The organism is Olleya namhaensis, assembly GCF_900114005.1.
Taxonomy (GTDB): Bacteria; Bacteroidota; Bacteroidia; order Flavobacteriales; family Flavobacteriaceae; genus Olleya; species Olleya namhaensis.
Window position 1 is genome coordinate 162,994 of the sequence record NZ_FORM01000007.1, and the last position, 15,300, is coordinate 178,293.

Genomic DNA, 15,300 nt, shown 5'->3' on the forward strand with positions numbered 1-15,300 from the left:
AATGAAATACAATAAAAATCATATCAAACATAAAGTAGTCTTGCTTCTTTGTTCTTTATTCTTTGTTATACAAGGTAATTCACAAGAACTAGAAACTTACATTGCTACTGCTTTGGAAAATAATCCTGAGATTCAGAATTTTGAATTACAATACGCTATTGCTACAGAAAAAGTGAATGAAGTTAATACGCTTCCAAACACCGATTTTAGTGCTAGTTATTTTGTTATTGAACCAGAAACACGAACCGGAACACAGCGTTTTAAAGTGTCGGCTAAACAAATGTTTCCTTGGTTTGGTACTATTACGTCTCGTGAAAATTATGCAAGTGCTTTAGCAGAAATCGATTATGAAGCGATTGTAATTGCCAAACGAAAGTTAATCGTTTCTGTATCGGAATCTTACTATAAATTGTACGTTAATAAAGCGAAACAGGCTGTTTTAATAGAAAATATTGAATTGTTGGACACATATGAAGCCTTGGCGTTAACGTCTGTTGAAGTTGGAAAAGCATCTGCAGTAGATGTTTTTAGATTACAAATTCGTCAGAATGAATTAGAGCAATTACAACAGGTTTTAGAATACGAGTTTTTAGCAGAGCAAACGGCTTTTAACAATCTTTTGAATAGAGATAGTGCTATTGAAGTGCCTATTGTAGAGTCGTTATTAATGCCTTCCGAAGCACTTGAAATTACTACCGAAAATTTAGCGTTACATCCTGAATTATTAAAATATGATAGACTGTTTAATTCGGTAACACAATCGGAATTACTAAACCAAAAAGAAAGTCATCTGTCGTTTGGTTTCGGAATTGATTATATTAATATTCAACCAGATTCAGATATTACGTTTAACAAAAACGGACAAGATATTTTAATGCCAACAGTATCGCTTTCCATTCCTGTTTTTAATAAGAAATACAAATCGAAAACCAAGCAAAACAAATTACAACAACAGGAAATCGAATTTCAGAAACAAGACCGTTTAAACACGTTAGAAACACTATTAGACAAAGCAATAAACGATAGAAAATCGGCTAGAATAAGTTACAATACACAAGTAAAAAACTTAAAACAAGCTAAGGATGCCGAATCGATTTTAGTAAGAAGTTACGAAACTGGCACTATTGATTTTAATGATGTATTAGACATTCAGGAACTGCAATTAAAGTTTCAAATGAATCAAATAGAATCTATTAAAAGTTACTATTTACAAACGACAATTATTAATTATTTAATTCAATAATAATGAAACATACATATCACATACACGGAATGACTTGCAACGGATGTCGTAGTCATGTGGAAGACACGCTTTCAAAAGTAAAAGGTGTTTTAAAAGCTACAGTTGATTTAGAAAAAGCAGAAGCTACGATAGAAATGGATTCACATATCGCCTTAGAAACCTTTCAGGAGGCTTTAAAAAACGATAGTGGTCGATACAGCATACATAATTTAGGAGACCATAATCATACTAAGGACAATAGTACCACTTCCGTGGACATAAAAAAAGGGCAAGGAACAGGAACATTTTACTGTCCGATGCATTGCGAAGGTGAAAAAACCTATGATAAAGCTGGTGATTGTCCCGTATGCGGAATGGATTTAGTGGAAGAACAAAACCTATCAAATACCACAACAACGCAATGGACGTGCCCAATGCATCCTGAAGTTATTAAAGACGAACCTGGAGCGTGTCCCATTTGCGGAATGGATTTAGTGCCATTGGAAGCAGATGCTTCAGCAGAAGATAAAACCTATAATAAACTATTAAAAAAATTCTGGATTGCAGTCGCTTTTACTGTACCCATATTTTTAATAGCCATGTCAGAAATGCTCAGCAATAATCCGTTGTATACTGTTTTAGAGCAAAAAACATGGCATTGGATCCAGTTTGTATTGTCTATTCCTGTTGTGTTTTATGCCACATGGATGTTCTTTACACGTGCTTGGACTTCAATTAAAACAAGAAACTTTAACATGTTTACGCTTATCGGAATAGGTTCTGGTATTGCCTGGTTATTTAGTGTATTCGCTATGTTATTTCCAGACCTATTTCCTATAGATTTTAAAACCGCAGATGGCAATGTTTTTGTGTATTTTGAAGCTGCAACAGTGATTCTAACTTTAGTATTATTAGGACAACTATTAGAAGCAAAAGCGCATAGTCAAACTAGTGGTGCAATAAAGGAATTACTAAAATTAGTACCCGCAACCGCAACATTGGTAACAGAAGGCGAAGACAAAGTTATTGCAATTGATAAGATTGAACAAGGCAATTTATTACGTGTAAAACCTGGAGAGAAAATACCTGTAGATGGTAGTATTGTTGAAGGACAGAGTAGTATTGACGAATCTATGATTAGCGGAGAACCTATTCCTGTTGATAAAGTGGTAGCCGATAAAGTAACCTCAGGAACCATAAATGGCACAAAGTCGTTTGTAATGAAAGCTGAAAAAGTAGGTTCGGAAACGTTACTGTCTCAAATCATTCATATGGTTAATAACGCCAGTCGTTCTAAAGCACCAATACAGAAACTGGCAGATAAAATTGCTAAGTATTTTGTACCTACCGTATTACTAGTTTCTATAATTACCTTTATTCTTTGGGCAGTCTTTGGTCCTGAACCAGCGTATGTATTTGCGTTTGTAAATGCCATTGCTGTATTAATTATTGCCTGTCCTTGTGCTTTAGGATTAGCAACACCAATGTCTGTTATGGTTGGTGTTGGTAGAGGTGCACAATCTGGTGTATTAATTAAAAATGCAGAAGCTTTAGAGACAATGAATAAAGTAGATGTCCTTATTGTAGATAAAACAGGAACGATTACAGAAGGAAAACCATCTGTTGAAAAAGTGATTGCTGTGTCTAAAATAGAACAAGAGCTACTACTCCACTACATTGCTTCTTTAAATCAATATAGCGAGCATCCTTTAGCAGAAGCTATTGTAAATTATGGTAAATCAAAACAGGTCGCTATTACCAAAGTAAACGATTTTGAAGCTGTAGCAGGAAAAGGCGTTATTGGTACCATTGATAATAAAAAAGTAGCTTTAGGAAATGCTAAATTATTAGAGCAATTCTCTATTTCTATATCAGAAAATTTAGCTAGTCAAGTAATTGCAGAACAAGAACAAGGAAAAACAGTGTCTTATATCACCGTAGAAAATGAAGCTGTAGGATATGTTACTATTTTTGATGCCATTAAAAAGACAAGTCAAGAGGCTATAAAACAACTTCAGGACAATGGTATTGAAGTTATTATGCTTACTGGTGACAATAAAAACACAGCTAAAGCAGTCGCAAAACAATTAAAACTAAAACATTATAAAGCAGAATGTCTTCCAGAGGATAAACTAAACGAAATAAAAAAATTGCAGCAGCAAGGAAAAGTAGTTGCTATGGCTGGAGATGGTATTAATGATGCACCAGCTTTAGCACAGTCGGACGTTGGTATTGCAATGGGAACAGGAACCGATGTTGCTATTGAAAGTGCTACAATTACTTTAGTTAAAGGAGATTTACAAGGCATTGTAAAAGCTAAAAATCTAAGTCATGGTGTGGTTAAAAACATACAACAAAACTTGTTTTTTGCTTTTGTTTATAATGTTATCGGTGTACCAATTGCAGCAGGAATATTATATCCATTTTTCGGATTGTTATTATCTCCAATGATTGCTGCTTTAGCAATGAGTTTTAGTTCGGTATCAGTAATAGCCAATGCGTTACGTTTAAGAAATATTAAAATATAGTCAAATGAAAAAATATATAATTTATACAGCAGTATTAGCGGTTGGGTTACTATTGGGATGGTTTCTTTTTGGAGGTACTTCGAATACTGAAACAGAACATAAGCATGATAATGCAGCAGAAACTAACCAAATGTGGACCTGCTCTATGCATCCACAAATAATGCAACCCGAATCTGGCCCATGCCCTATTTGCGGTATGGATTTAATTCCTGCAGAAAGTAGCGCTAAAGGGTTATTAGCCGACCAGTTTAAACTATCTGAAAATGCTATGGCATTAGCCAATATTCAAACGTCAATAGTTGGTAATAGTAATACGGAAGATAATGCCATAACACTATCAGGCAAAATTGTAGAAAACGAAGACAATACAGCCATACAACCTGCGCATTTTGACGGAAGAATAGAAAAATTATATGTCAAGTCTTTAGGCGAAAAGGTTAATAAAGGACAAGCTATTGCTAAAATTTATTCGGCAGATTTAATTGCAGCACAGCAAGAATTGATAACGACCTATAGTATTAGAGCATCCCAGCCACATTTATACAAAGCAGTACAAAACAAGTTTAAAAACTGGAAAATTCACGGTTCTCAATTAGACGACGTTTTAAAAACGGGACAAGTAAAAACAAGTTTTACAATCTATTCTCATGTGTCTGGTATTGTTACAGAAATTGCAGTGAGTGATGGCGCACATATTATGGATGGAAAACCCATTTTTAAAGTTTCTAATTTAGCAACAGTTTGGGCGAACTTTGATGTGTATGAAAACCAAATTAGTCAATTCAAAAAAGGACAAAATATTGACGTTGTGACTAATGCTTACTCAAATAAAGTATTTAAAGGCACTGTAGATTTTATAGATCCTATTTTAGATACTAGAACTAGAACTGTAAAATTACGCGTAGTACTTGATAACAAAGACCAAATATTAAAACCTGGTCTATTTGTAGAAGGGAAAATAAAAGGAATCACCGCAACTAAATCCGATGCTTTATCTATACCAACAACAGCCGTTTTATGGACAGGAAAACGCTCTGTAGTCTATATTAAATCGAATCCAAATGAACCTGTTTTTGAAATGCGTGAAATTACATTAGGTACTCAAATTGGTGATAATTATCAAGTTTTAGAAGGTTTAAACACTGGTGATGAAGTGGTAACCAACGGAACCTTTACAGTAGATGCTGCTGCACAGTTACAAGGCAAAAAATCTATGATGAATAAAAAAGGAGGTAAAGTTATGACGGGACATGAAGGCCATTTAGGAATGGAAACTACCACAAATACAACGCGTCAAAAAGGAGTTAATACGGAACGAATAGACGTTTCAAAACAATTTCAAAACCAATTAAAAGTTGTCTTTAATGATTATATCCAATTGAAAGAGGCCTTACTTAAAGACGATATAAACACTATTAAAGCAGAATCAAAACAACTACTAAATGATTTGTCTAAAGTTGACATGACATTACTAACAAGTCAAGAGGCTCATAAACAATGGATGTCACTTGAAAAAGAACTAAAATCTATTACTACGTCACTTTCAAACACTTCTGAAATTGAAAATTTAAGAGGCCATTTTAAAGATCTATCTTCAAAATTAACAGAGGTAATTGAAGTTTTTGGAATAAACGAAAAAGTGTATCACCAGTTTTGTCCAATGGGAGACAATAATAAAGGGGTGTATTGGCTGAGTAAAAAGGAAAATGTGATCAATCCTTATTTTGGAGGTAAAATGCTGACTTGTGGAGAAGTAAGACAAACCATAAACTAATTAATAACCAAAATTTAAAACAATGAACTTTTCAAAGAAAAATAAAAAACACAAAATTATTAAGATGAACAACGTGAGTAAAAAAGTAATTTTAAGCTTAGCTATTATGGCTACACTAGGTTTAGTAAGTTGTAAAAATGAAACTAAACAAGAAACAGAAACAACAATCGAAGTCTCTAAAACTATGGCAAATGCAGTTGTTTCTTTTGGAGTAAGAGGAAATTGTGGTATGTGTAAAAGCACAATCGAAAAGGCGGCAAATAAAGTAGAAGGTGTCGCAAATGCTGTTTGGGATGTTGAAAAAAAGAAAATTGATATCACTCTTAATGACTCAAAAACAGATGCCATATTAATACATAATGCCATTGCTGCTTCTGGTTACGATACGGATAAAGTTTTAGGTAGTAAAATTACCTATAACAGCTTACCTGACTGTTGTAAATATAAACATGACATGGTAATGAGTCAGTCTGGTGACATGAAAGCGGAAGACCATTCTAATCACGATCATTAAAATTATTACTATAAAGCCTATCAAACATAATACTTTGGTAGGCTTTTATACTTTTAGGGAATTTAAGACTCAAATCAATATAAAAAAAAAGGCTTTGTATTATTACAAAACCTTTTTTTACTGCTATCAATCTACTTATTATATAAATAACCCATTTATTTAGTTAGGATAAATAAACGCATTAATGTCTTCTGTACTAAATTGGGGGTTTGCGCCTTCACTACCGGCAACTAAAGCACCAATTGCACAAGCATAGTCAATTGCCTCCTGTGGGTTATCTCCTTTAAGTAATTTACTAATTAATGTGGCTAAAAATGAATCTCCTGCACCTACAGTATCTACGACTTCTATTTGATAACCGCTATTATAATAAAACGTACCATTATAATATAAAATAGCACCATGACGACCTTTGGTAACACAGATTGTCTTGGTATTAGTCTGCTCTGCTAAAAATGTAATATTCTGTTCTAAAGAATGGGTTTGTGAGTGAAGCGCTTCTCCGATTTCAAAAATCTCTTCATCATTAAATTTTATAAAATCAGCTTCATTCATTAAATGATTTAAAACCTCCTTAGTATAATATGGTGCTCTTAAATTAATATCAAATATTTTGTATTTCGCTAGCTTTAAAAGTGCGTACAATGAGGCTCTAGAAATATCATCTCTTGCCACTAAACTGCCATAAATAAAAGCATCCGCATGTTGCGTTATACTTTTACTGGTGTCTGTAAGGGTTATCTTATCCCAAGCTCTAGGAAACATAATGTCATAAGACGCCGATCCTTTCGCGTTAAGCATCACTTTTACTTTTCCTGTTTTTAACTGGGTATCTATTTGTAAATTAGCAACATTAACACCTTGTTTTAATAAATGCTTCTTTATTTTTCGTCCTTTTTTATCATCCCCAATACGACTAATAATTGACACATTATTATCTAAAGATTTTAAGCGTAAAGCCACATTTAAAGGTGCGCCTCCAATTTTTTTATGTGTTGGAAAAACATCCCATAAGACTTCGCCAAAACAAACTATATTTTTCATTCAGATCGGGTTAAATGTTAGCGTTTAAATCAAATACACATTGCTCCACACCATGCTTTAAAATAGCATTATATGCTGTTGTATAAGCTTCAACAAATGGTTTTGAGTCTTTTAAAGATCCAAAAACGGCATCTATTTCTAAAAAAGCTTCTGGATTTTTTGTGCTTTCTAAAGCTTTTGCGCTTAATACTGGTTGCATGGCGTCCTTTATAATTAAAGTATTTCCTTTTTCGTCTTTTCCTAAACTGTAAATAGCCCAAGCAGCAACCACAAATGCAGCATTAGTAATATCACCTTTATCTTCTAATTGTGCGTTTATTGTCGGTAATATAAAAATGGGAAACTTAGCAGAACTCTCGGAACATATACGGTCTATCTGATCCTTAATATTAATATTACCGAAACGCTCTAATAATGACGTTTTATAATTACCTAAATCTATACCTTCCAAATCGCCTAAAGTTGGCGTCACCTCTACATCCATATAATTATGTAAAAACGTAGCAATATTTGGATTAGAAACCGATTGATCAATTGTATTATATCCTATTAATGCACCAAGTATACCTAATACGGAATGTCCAGCATTTAATAAACTAAGTTTCATTTTCTCATAAGGTTCTACATTATCAACAAACTGCGCGCCCACGGTTTCCCAAGCTGGTCTACCTGCTATAAAATCGTCCTCAATAACCCATTGTTTAAAAGGCTCGCATACTACTGGCCAAGCATCGTGTACACCATCGGTCTTAATTAAATTTACAATATCTAATGGCGCTGTTGCAGGTGTAATACGATCTACCATTGCGTTTGGAAACGACACGTTAGATTCTATCCAATCCACCAAACCAGGTTCTGCTTTGCCAACATAACTCAATACCATTGTTTTTGTCATATGACCATTACCTTGAATATTATCGCAAGACTGTACCGTTACTCCTTTTAAACCACGTGACTGTCTTAATTTTAATGCTTGTGTGATATATCCAAAAATAGTTTTGGGTGCATTAGGAAACTCTAAATCATGCTGAATTAAAGGATTATTAAAGTCGAATGCTTTAGTTGCTTCGTTATAATTATAACCCCCTTCTGTAATGGTTAATGATATAATTTTTACTTCAGGACTTGCCATTTTTTCGATAACCGCAATTGGATTCTCTGGTGCATATAAATACTCGACTATAGATCCAATAATACGATTAGTATGTCTACCATCTAATTCTTTAACTATTAAAGTATATAATCCGTCTTGCTCGTTTAACGTATTATAAATTCTGCTATCAAAATCTAATAACGCAATACCGCATATTCCCCAATCCTTATTATCTGGATCCTCTAATAATTGGTCTGTATAAAAAGCTTCGTGTGATCTATGAAAACCACCAATACCAACATGTACTATGCCCGTTTTAATGGTCGTTCTGTCGTATTGTGGCACTGTAATTCTTTCAGAAATATAAGAAAGATTCTCAGAGTTTAATTTGTAATTTTTCATCTTAATAATTTAATTATTTGCTTTCAAATCTTTGAAGTAATACAGCAAATATGATAATAGCTCCTTTTACTACTTGTTGTGGATATGATGGTACATTTAAAAGGTTTAATATGTTTCCTATTAATCCTAAAATAAGCACCCCCATTAATGTATTGATTGCGGTTCCTCGACCTCCATTTAAACTAGCACCACCAATAACAACAGCTGCTATGGCATCCAACTCCCATGACATACCCATATTTGGTGACCCTAAATTAGTTCTAGATGCTACAATTATAGCTGCTGTAGCTGCTAAAGCACCAGAAATAGCGTATACTAAAAACTTGTATTTGTTAACTTTTATACCTGATAAACGTGACGCTTCCTCGTTACTTCCAATAGCTATAATTAGTCTTCCAAAGACGTTATAATGTAGCATAACCATGGCTGCTATAACAATTAGAAAAAAGACAATTGCTATATTTGGTATCCCTAAAGTAGCGTTGTTTGCAAAATTTGACATGTGTACACCTCCCGCTGTTTTAAAAGTAACTGGAGAGCCTTTAGAATATATAAACCCTAATCCTCTTGCAATAGTCATTAAAGCTAATGTTGCAACAAAAGGCGCCATTTTTTGATAGGCGACAAGATATCCCGAAATACTACCTAAACCAAAACCTATTGCAATGGTTAATACTATTGCTAATGGTAGTATGACTAGGTTTATTAGAATAGCGAAAGTAACCGCCAACAAAGCCACCATAGACCCTACAGATAGATCAATTCCTCCTGTTAAGATTACGATTAGCATTCCAATACTAATAATACCAATACCTGAGACTTGTTTTAATAAATTAGACAAGTTTACTGAAGTAAAGAAAACATCAGATATTAACGCTGAAAAGATTACTAGTAAAATAAAAATAAATATAGTATTATACTTTACTAAAAACTTAAGAAAACCACCTGGGCTGCTAAGTTGTTGTTTTAATGTTAAAGCCATAACGTGAAATTTTTAATATTTAATTGTGTTGTTTTAATGCCTTACCAATAGAGTAACGCAGTATGTTTTCTTCAGAAAATTGCTCTTTTTGCAACTCGCCATAAATGGTCCCTTCATGCATGACTAGAATACGATCGGAAATACCCATTATTTCGGGCATATCTGATGATATTACAACCACTCCAACCCCTTTTTTAGCGACTTCGTTTATTAGGTTATAGATTTCTATTTTAGCTCCAACATCCACACCTCTAGTAGGCTCGTCAATAAAAATTACTTTACTATCTATACTTAACCACTTAGCTAAGGCTACTTTTTGCTGATTTCCACCACTTAAGTTTTTAACATCAATCTCAGAACTTGGTGTTTTAATATTTAGCTTATCAATTAAGCCTAGCACTTTTTTATATTCGCTGTCCACATTAATAAATCCTAATTTTCCTGAAATGGATTTAAAATTAGTGACACTAACGTTTCTTCTTATGGATAATGGTAAAAACACACCTTCTTCCTTTCTGTCTTCAGACACAAAGCCAATTTGATGGGCAGCAGCATCTACCGGAGATTTTGTTTTTATCTCTTTACCATTTAAAATTAAAGTTCCAGATTTTTTTTTGTCAGCTCCAAAAATAAGTTTTGCAGTTTCTGTTCTTCCACTCCCTCCCAATCCAGCAATACCAAGGACTTCTCCCGGACGTACTGAAAATGAAACATCATGCACTATAGTGTCTTTTGCAGTTAGATTTTTAACTTCAAAAATAGGTTCTGTTCCAATTACCGCATCTCTAACAGGAAACAAATCTTTCAATTCCCGACCAATCATTAAACGTATAATACCATCCGTATCTGTATCCTTAACAGCCATACTGCCTGTATCAACACCATCTCTTAGAACGGTAACCGAATCTGCTATTTTTATAATCTCGTCTAAATGATGCGATATATATATTATTGAAATTCCCTGATCTCTTAATCTAAACAGGTTATCAAACAGCTTTTTTGTATCTGTAGGATCAAAAACGGTTGTGGGCTCATCTAAAACCAAAACTTTAGTGTCTTCTGACAATGCTTTTGCAATTTCGACTACTTGTTTTTGAACAATGCTTAAGTCTCTAACTTTTGCCGAAGCGTCTATTGTAAACCCTAAAGAATCAATTAAAGTTTGTGCATCTTTAGTAATTTTATCCCAATTCATCCAAAACTTACTTGCGCCTAATTTGTGCAAATAAATATTTTCGGCAACAGACAAATCATTCACTAGAGACAACTCTTGATACACCACGCTAATCCCAAGCACTTGGCCCTCATGTGTGTTTTTTGGGTTTATTTCTTCACCATTTAAAAGGACTATACCAGAATCTTTATGGTGTACACCACTTAATATTTTTATAAGTGTTGATTTACCTGCTCCATTTTCGCCTAATAAGGCATGAATTTCTCCGGGCTTTACTTTTAAAGTCACGTCCTTAAGTACTGATACAACACCAAAACTTTTGGATATGCCGGACATTTCAAGACGGTATTCATTTTCTGAATTTTTCATATCAATGTCTATTAGAATAAAGCATTAGGATTGTAATACTTAGCAGCATTTTCCTTTGTAATTAATAAAGGTGCTGTGTATGATTTTTTATCAAAATCACGTTTCCCATTCATATATTCCACTGCATACTTTACAGCATTTTTTCCAATTTGGACTGGACTATTCATTGCGGTACACCCATAAAAATCGGTTTCCATAATATATTTAATAGCCTCTTTCTGTCCATCCGCTCCTGCAACAATTAAGATATCATCCGTTTTACCTGCTTGCGCAATAGCTTTTATAGCACCTAATACACACACATCAGATTCTGTAATCACCACATTTATATCTGGATGCGCTACTAAAATATCTTCCATAGCTTTTAAACCACCAGCATAAGACCATTCTGTATACGCTTGCGTTTTTACATTTAAATCAATTTTTCCTTGGGTACGTAATTGTTCTTCCGTAATCCCTTGTAATAAGCCTTGTTTACGTGTACGACCTACCGGGTTACCTGCGTTACCGCTTAACAAAGCAATATTCATAGGTGTTTTTCCCATTTTCTTAGCTAACCACTCGCCTGCTAATGCACCATTTGCTAGATTATTAGATTGGATAGTTGTTACAAAATCAGCCGAAGGATTAATAGAACTATCAATAATAAATACCGGAATGCCTGCTGCTTTAGCCACTTTAGTTATCCCAACCAAAGCATCAGGATCTTTTGGATTTAACAATAACGCATCAACACCTTTGGTAATTAAATCCTCTACTGCTGCGATTTGTTTTGTGATATCATCCTGACCATCTGCAGATAAAAATATCATACCGTTTTTCTCTGTTGTTGCTTTTATACTTTGTAATAACGCTTGATAATACGGTGCATTTAAAGACGGTGTACAATACCCGATTTTCTTACCAGTAAGATCAATAGCACTTGCAAATAGTGCCCCTTCCGCTTCACCACTATTTGCGGTTGTTTTACTGGCATCTAAATGCTCCACACAACTGTTTAGTGATAAACTTAATAGCATTGCCAGCATTGGCATACCTATTAATTTTAGTCCGAATTTTAAGTTTTTTATTCTCATGATTTTAAATATTACTTAAAGGTTTTATTCTATTATGTAAGTTAATACTTTATCGTTATATGTTAGTTACTACCATTTTAGGTTCAATTTAAAATAATGTAATATCTAATTGCAATACTGTTTTTTCTTGTTCTGGATTCCACATCGCGGTAACATCCACAGGCAAACTATAATTACTAATCGTTAATTTTTTACTAAACGTAGCACCTACATTTATAATATTTCCTGAGCCTGTTGTGTAAAACGTTTTATCTGTAATAAAAGACCAGGCACCACCAGCAAACAAAGACAAGCTAGAGGTCTTATTTTCCCAGACTTTACTGTTTACTTCAAAGTAATGTGTCCAAGAATTTTCTAAGTCTCCGTTAGCTTGCACCTCATAATCACCAGAACCTCCATTAATAATAGTTGCTAGATATAATAAGGTGTTAGGTGTAATATTGTAACCAAAATTTAAATCCACAAAATTATAGCCTTGCGTCTTGTCATAACTCCAATAATGGAGTTTATCACCTCGCTCTTCAACACCAGTGTAGTTGTTATGTGATACTGCTTCAATAAAAAATTGGTCAGAAAAACGATATTTTGTATAGATTGAAAACTCCTTATAGTAAGCACTTTCATTTTCGCCAGTAAGAATATTCTTAACATCAACAGAAGAAAAACTTGCACCTCCCCAAAATCCAAAAGTAAATTTCTTATTTCTAGAATTATATTCCAAATTAGCAGCAAACAACGCTCCAGGATGCACGACAAAACCATGCCAAGTGTGCATGTTTTTAAGATGAGCACCAATACTAAAAGGCTCATAACTATCCGTAGTCGTATCGTCCTCCTGTGCATAACTAATACTTACTGCACAAACCATAAAAAGGCATATCAATAATTGTAATGCTTCTTTAAAATTTGACGGTTTAGTAATCGCTACTTGTCTTGTTGTGGTTAGTTGGCTTAATGTCATCTTATTAGGATTTTAAATTACTCACGTTTTATAAACGTCATAAACACGTTTGTTTTTCAAATGTATCATAAATAAATTATTAAATCCTAATAAAAGCTTAAAAAAATATGTTATTTTATCATTATTATGTGCTATTTTACCTCTAATTAGAGTATATTGTCACTCTCAAGTTACAGTATTAGTAATGTATAACTGACGTTTAATAAAAATCTAACCACTAAAATGGTTAACTAATTAAAAATTAGATTTCTAAAGAAATAAACCTATGGAATCAGAAAAAATATTGAATCTATCTGTGGATTGTGTCGTTTTTGGATATGATACCAACACTAAATCTTTAAATGTGTTATTAATCAAACGCTATTTAAAATCGAAGTTTACATCAGAGGTTTTAGTGGACGATTATGTGTTAACAGGATATCACGTCCTTAAAACCGAAACTTTAGATGATACTGCTACGCGTGTATTAAAAGAGTTAACAGGATTGACTGATCAATATAAAAAGCAATTTAAAGCGTTTGGCGATCCTGATAGATTGACTAATCCAAAAGATTTAGTTTGGATTGCAAACGAAGCCTTTAATCTGAGAACCATAACCATAGCCTATTATTTTTTATTAAAAACAGAAGATGTCAATTTAGAGCAGAATACGTTTGAAGCCAAATGGTTTCCTATTAATGCCCTACCCGATTTGGGTTTTGATCACGAAAAGATAATACTAGAAGCTTATGAGGATTTAAAAGAAAAATGCCTGTCAGAACCTATTATATTTAAATTACTTCCAGACAAGTTTACTATTAATGAAGTACAAGATTTATATCAGTCCATATTGGGTATTGATATTGATAACAGAAACTTTAGACGTAAACTAATAAACAAAAAGTATATTATTGCTTTAGACGAAAAACAAATAGGTGTTTCTAAAAAGCCTGCACAGTTATATATGTTCAGCATGGATATTTATAACAAAATGTTTAGTAAAAACTATTTAATAAGCATGTAAATGGTTTGATTACTTTATTAGAATATACAAACACCTAAAATGTCATAAAATTAAATTATCAGACTAATTAACAACAGCTTAGCACAAACCAACAGGTCTCTTCCAATAGTCTAGACAAGGCTAGTTGTTCCTATTTATAAATGTTTGTTAAAAAAAAGAATGAACATTCATTTTTACATATCTTTGTACACTCAAAACAAAGACATGAAACTAATTTGGAACATTTTAAAAGTACTTCTAGCTGTATTTATGATATATGCAGGTAGTCAGCATTTTATAAATCCAGACTTTTTTAACCCATTTGTGCCAGATGTATTGGTTTTTAAAACTGCTATCATTTACGGGTCAGGGATTTTAGAAGTTGGTTTAGGTATCCTTTTACTTGTCCCAAAATTTGCTAGCAAAGCGGCTTTAGCAATTTTTGTTTTAATGCTCCTGTTTCTTCCAATACATATATGGGATGTTTTTTCAGACACACCAGCAATTGGAAGTCATCAAGCAGCATTAATCAGATTACCAATGCAATTAGTATTAATAGCACTGTCTTTTAAATTATATAAAACAAACGCGTAATGGCAAAACTTCAAAAAAGTATTGATAAACGCAACGCATTGATTAAGGCGACTATCGAGTTGGTAAACAACAACGGTTTTCACGCCACACCAATGAGTAAGATAGCAAAGATGGCTAACGTCTCTCCTGCTACCATTTATCTGTATTTTGAAAATAAACAAGATTTAGTTAATAAGACTTACGTCGAAGTTAAAGCCGAATACACAAAATATGCGTTTGAAAATTTTGACCCAAATATGCCTGTAGAAGCAGGTTTTGAATTGATCTGGAAACGTATTGCTGATTTTAAGCTCAAGGAGTGCGATAATGCCTTGTTTTTAGCGCAATGTGATAATACACCAATGATTGACGAATATAGTAGACAAGAAGGTATAAAACACCTACAACCACTATTAGATCTTTGGCAACGTGGCAGAAAGGAAGGCATTATAAAACCGTTATCTGATTACTTATTATATGCTTACGCCATAAATCCACTATCATTTTTAATGATGACAGAAAAACGTGGTGCCTTTAAATTAGATCAAACGCATTTAGACGAAGCCTATCAATCTGCTTGGAGCAGCATAAAAGTTTGTAGTTAAC

13 protein-coding genes are annotated in these 15,300 nt (G+C 33.4%); 7 read left to right on the top strand and 6 right to left on the bottom strand.

Translation table 11 applies throughout. The features are described from left to right. The first annotated feature begins 1 nt into the window (after position 1). The 4 genes from BMZ09_RS12110 (at position 2) to BMZ09_RS12125 (ending at position 6,038) form a co-directional block, all read left to right on the top strand. The gene (locus BMZ09_RS12110) at positions 2–1,243 is read left to right on the top strand and encodes a TolC family protein (RefSeq protein WP_090840957.1); all 1,242 of its coding nucleotides are present in this window, start codon (positions 2–4) and stop codon (positions 1,241–1,243) included. Between the two features lie 2 nt (positions 1,244–1,245). Next, positions 1,246–3,750 (top strand): heavy metal translocating P-type ATPase, encoded by a 2,505-nt coding sequence (locus tag BMZ09_RS12115; protein WP_090840959.1) that lies wholly within the window; start codon positions 1,246–1,248, stop codon positions 3,748–3,750. Between the two features lie 4 nt (positions 3,751–3,754). Continuing rightward, positions 3,755–5,524, top strand: a complete 1,770-nt coding sequence (locus tag BMZ09_RS12120; RefSeq protein WP_090840961.1) for an efflux RND transporter periplasmic adaptor subunit — start codon at positions 3,755–3,757, stop codon at positions 5,522–5,524. A gap of 64 nt (positions 5,525–5,588) precedes the next feature. Further along, positions 5,589–6,038, top strand: a complete 450-nt coding sequence (locus tag BMZ09_RS12125; protein WP_245741148.1) for a heavy-metal-associated domain-containing protein — start codon at positions 5,589–5,591, stop codon at positions 6,036–6,038. Between the two features lie 159 nt (positions 6,039–6,197). Here BMZ09_RS12125 and BMZ09_RS12130 read toward each other — a convergent pair whose 3' ends face one another. The 6 genes from BMZ09_RS12130 to BMZ09_RS12155 all read right to left on the bottom strand — a co-directional run bounded on the left by BMZ09_RS12130 (position 6,198) and on the right by BMZ09_RS12155 (position 13,139). After that, positions 6,198–7,082, bottom strand: a complete 885-nt coding sequence (locus tag BMZ09_RS12130) for a carbohydrate kinase family protein (RefSeq protein WP_090840965.1) — start codon at positions 7,080–7,082, stop codon at positions 6,198–6,200. A 10-nt stretch (positions 7,083–7,092) separates the two neighbouring features. After that, positions 7,093–8,577: a mannitol dehydrogenase family protein gene (locus tag BMZ09_RS12135; RefSeq protein ID WP_090840967.1), complete on the bottom strand. Its 1,485-nt coding sequence runs from the start codon at positions 8,575–8,577 to the stop codon at positions 7,093–7,095. Positions 8,578–8,590: 13 nt separating this feature from the next. Next, complete coding sequence (locus BMZ09_RS12140; RefSeq protein WP_090840969.1) at positions 8,591–9,559, bottom strand: ABC transporter permease; 969 nt, start codon at positions 9,557–9,559, stop codon at positions 8,591–8,593. Between the two features lie 19 nt (positions 9,560–9,578). After that, a complete protein-coding gene (locus BMZ09_RS12145) occupies positions 9,579–11,102 on the bottom strand; it encodes a sugar ABC transporter ATP-binding protein (RefSeq protein ID WP_090840971.1) in 1,524 nt (507 codons plus the stop codon). 11 nt (positions 11,103–11,113) lie between these two features. Beyond that, complete coding sequence (locus BMZ09_RS12150; RefSeq protein ID WP_090840973.1) at positions 11,114–12,178, bottom strand: substrate-binding domain-containing protein; 1,065 nt, start codon at positions 12,176–12,178, stop codon at positions 11,114–11,116. Between the two features lie 88 nt (positions 12,179–12,266). Continuing rightward, a complete protein-coding gene (locus tag BMZ09_RS12155; RefSeq protein WP_090840975.1) occupies positions 12,267–13,139 on the bottom strand; it encodes a hypothetical protein in 873 nt (290 codons plus the stop codon). 265 nt (positions 13,140–13,404) lie between these two features. On the opposite strand from BMZ09_RS12155, the gene BMZ09_RS12160 reads away from it, so the two are divergent. The 3 genes from BMZ09_RS12160 (at position 13,405) to BMZ09_RS12170 (ending at position 15,299) form a co-directional block, all read left to right on the top strand. Then, a complete protein-coding gene (locus BMZ09_RS12160) occupies positions 13,405–14,142 on the top strand; it encodes an NUDIX hydrolase (protein WP_090840977.1) in 738 nt (245 codons plus the stop codon). Positions 14,143–14,346: 204 nt separating this feature from the next. After that, positions 14,347–14,715: a DoxX family protein gene (locus BMZ09_RS12165; protein ID WP_090841164.1), complete on the top strand. Its 369-nt coding sequence runs from the start codon at positions 14,347–14,349 to the stop codon at positions 14,713–14,715. Beyond that, complete coding sequence (locus BMZ09_RS12170) at positions 14,715–15,299, top strand: TetR/AcrR family transcriptional regulator (protein ID WP_090840979.1); 585 nt, start codon at positions 14,715–14,717, stop codon at positions 15,297–15,299. Before BMZ09_RS12165 ends, BMZ09_RS12170 begins: the two co-directional genes overlap by 1 nt. The last annotated feature ends 1 nt before the right edge of the window (position 15,300 follow it).

Coding starts and splice junctions, on each gene's coding strand:
- BMZ09_RS12110 (WP_090840957.1), top strand. CDS start 2: ATGAAATACAATAAAAATCATATCAAACATAAAGTAGTCTTGCTTCTT.
- BMZ09_RS12130 (WP_090840965.1), bottom strand. CDS start 7,082: ATGAAAAATATAGTTTGTTTTGGCGAAGTCTTATGGGATGTTTTTCCA.
- BMZ09_RS12155 (WP_090840975.1), bottom strand. CDS start 13,139: ATGACATTAAGCCAACTAACCACAACAAGACAAGTAGCGATTACTAAA.
- BMZ09_RS12145 (WP_090840971.1), bottom strand. CDS start 11,102: ATGAAAAATTCAGAAAATGAATACCGTCTTGAAATGTCCGGCATATCC.
- BMZ09_RS12120 (WP_090840961.1), top strand. CDS start 3,755: ATGAAAAAATATATAATTTATACAGCAGTATTAGCGGTTGGGTTACTA.
- BMZ09_RS12115 (WP_090840959.1), top strand. CDS start 1,246: ATGAAACATACATATCACATACACGGAATGACTTGCAACGGATGTCGT.
- BMZ09_RS12140 (WP_090840969.1), bottom strand. CDS start 9,559: ATGGCTTTAACATTAAAACAACAACTTAGCAGCCCAGGTGGTTTTCTT.
- BMZ09_RS12150 (WP_090840973.1), bottom strand. CDS start 12,178: ATGAGAATAAAAAACTTAAAATTCGGACTAAAATTAATAGGTATGCCA.
- BMZ09_RS12170 (WP_090840979.1), top strand. CDS start 14,715: ATGGCAAAACTTCAAAAAAGTATTGATAAACGCAACGCATTGATTAAG.
- BMZ09_RS12135 (WP_090840967.1), bottom strand. CDS start 8,577: ATGAAAAATTACAAATTAAACTCTGAGAATCTTTCTTATATTTCTGAA.
- BMZ09_RS12160 (WP_090840977.1), top strand. CDS start 13,405: ATGGAATCAGAAAAAATATTGAATCTATCTGTGGATTGTGTCGTTTTT.
- BMZ09_RS12165 (WP_090841164.1), top strand. CDS start 14,347: ATGAAACTAATTTGGAACATTTTAAAAGTACTTCTAGCTGTATTTATG.
- BMZ09_RS12125 (WP_245741148.1), top strand. CDS start 5,589: ATGAACAACGTGAGTAAAAAAGTAATTTTAAGCTTAGCTATTATGGCT.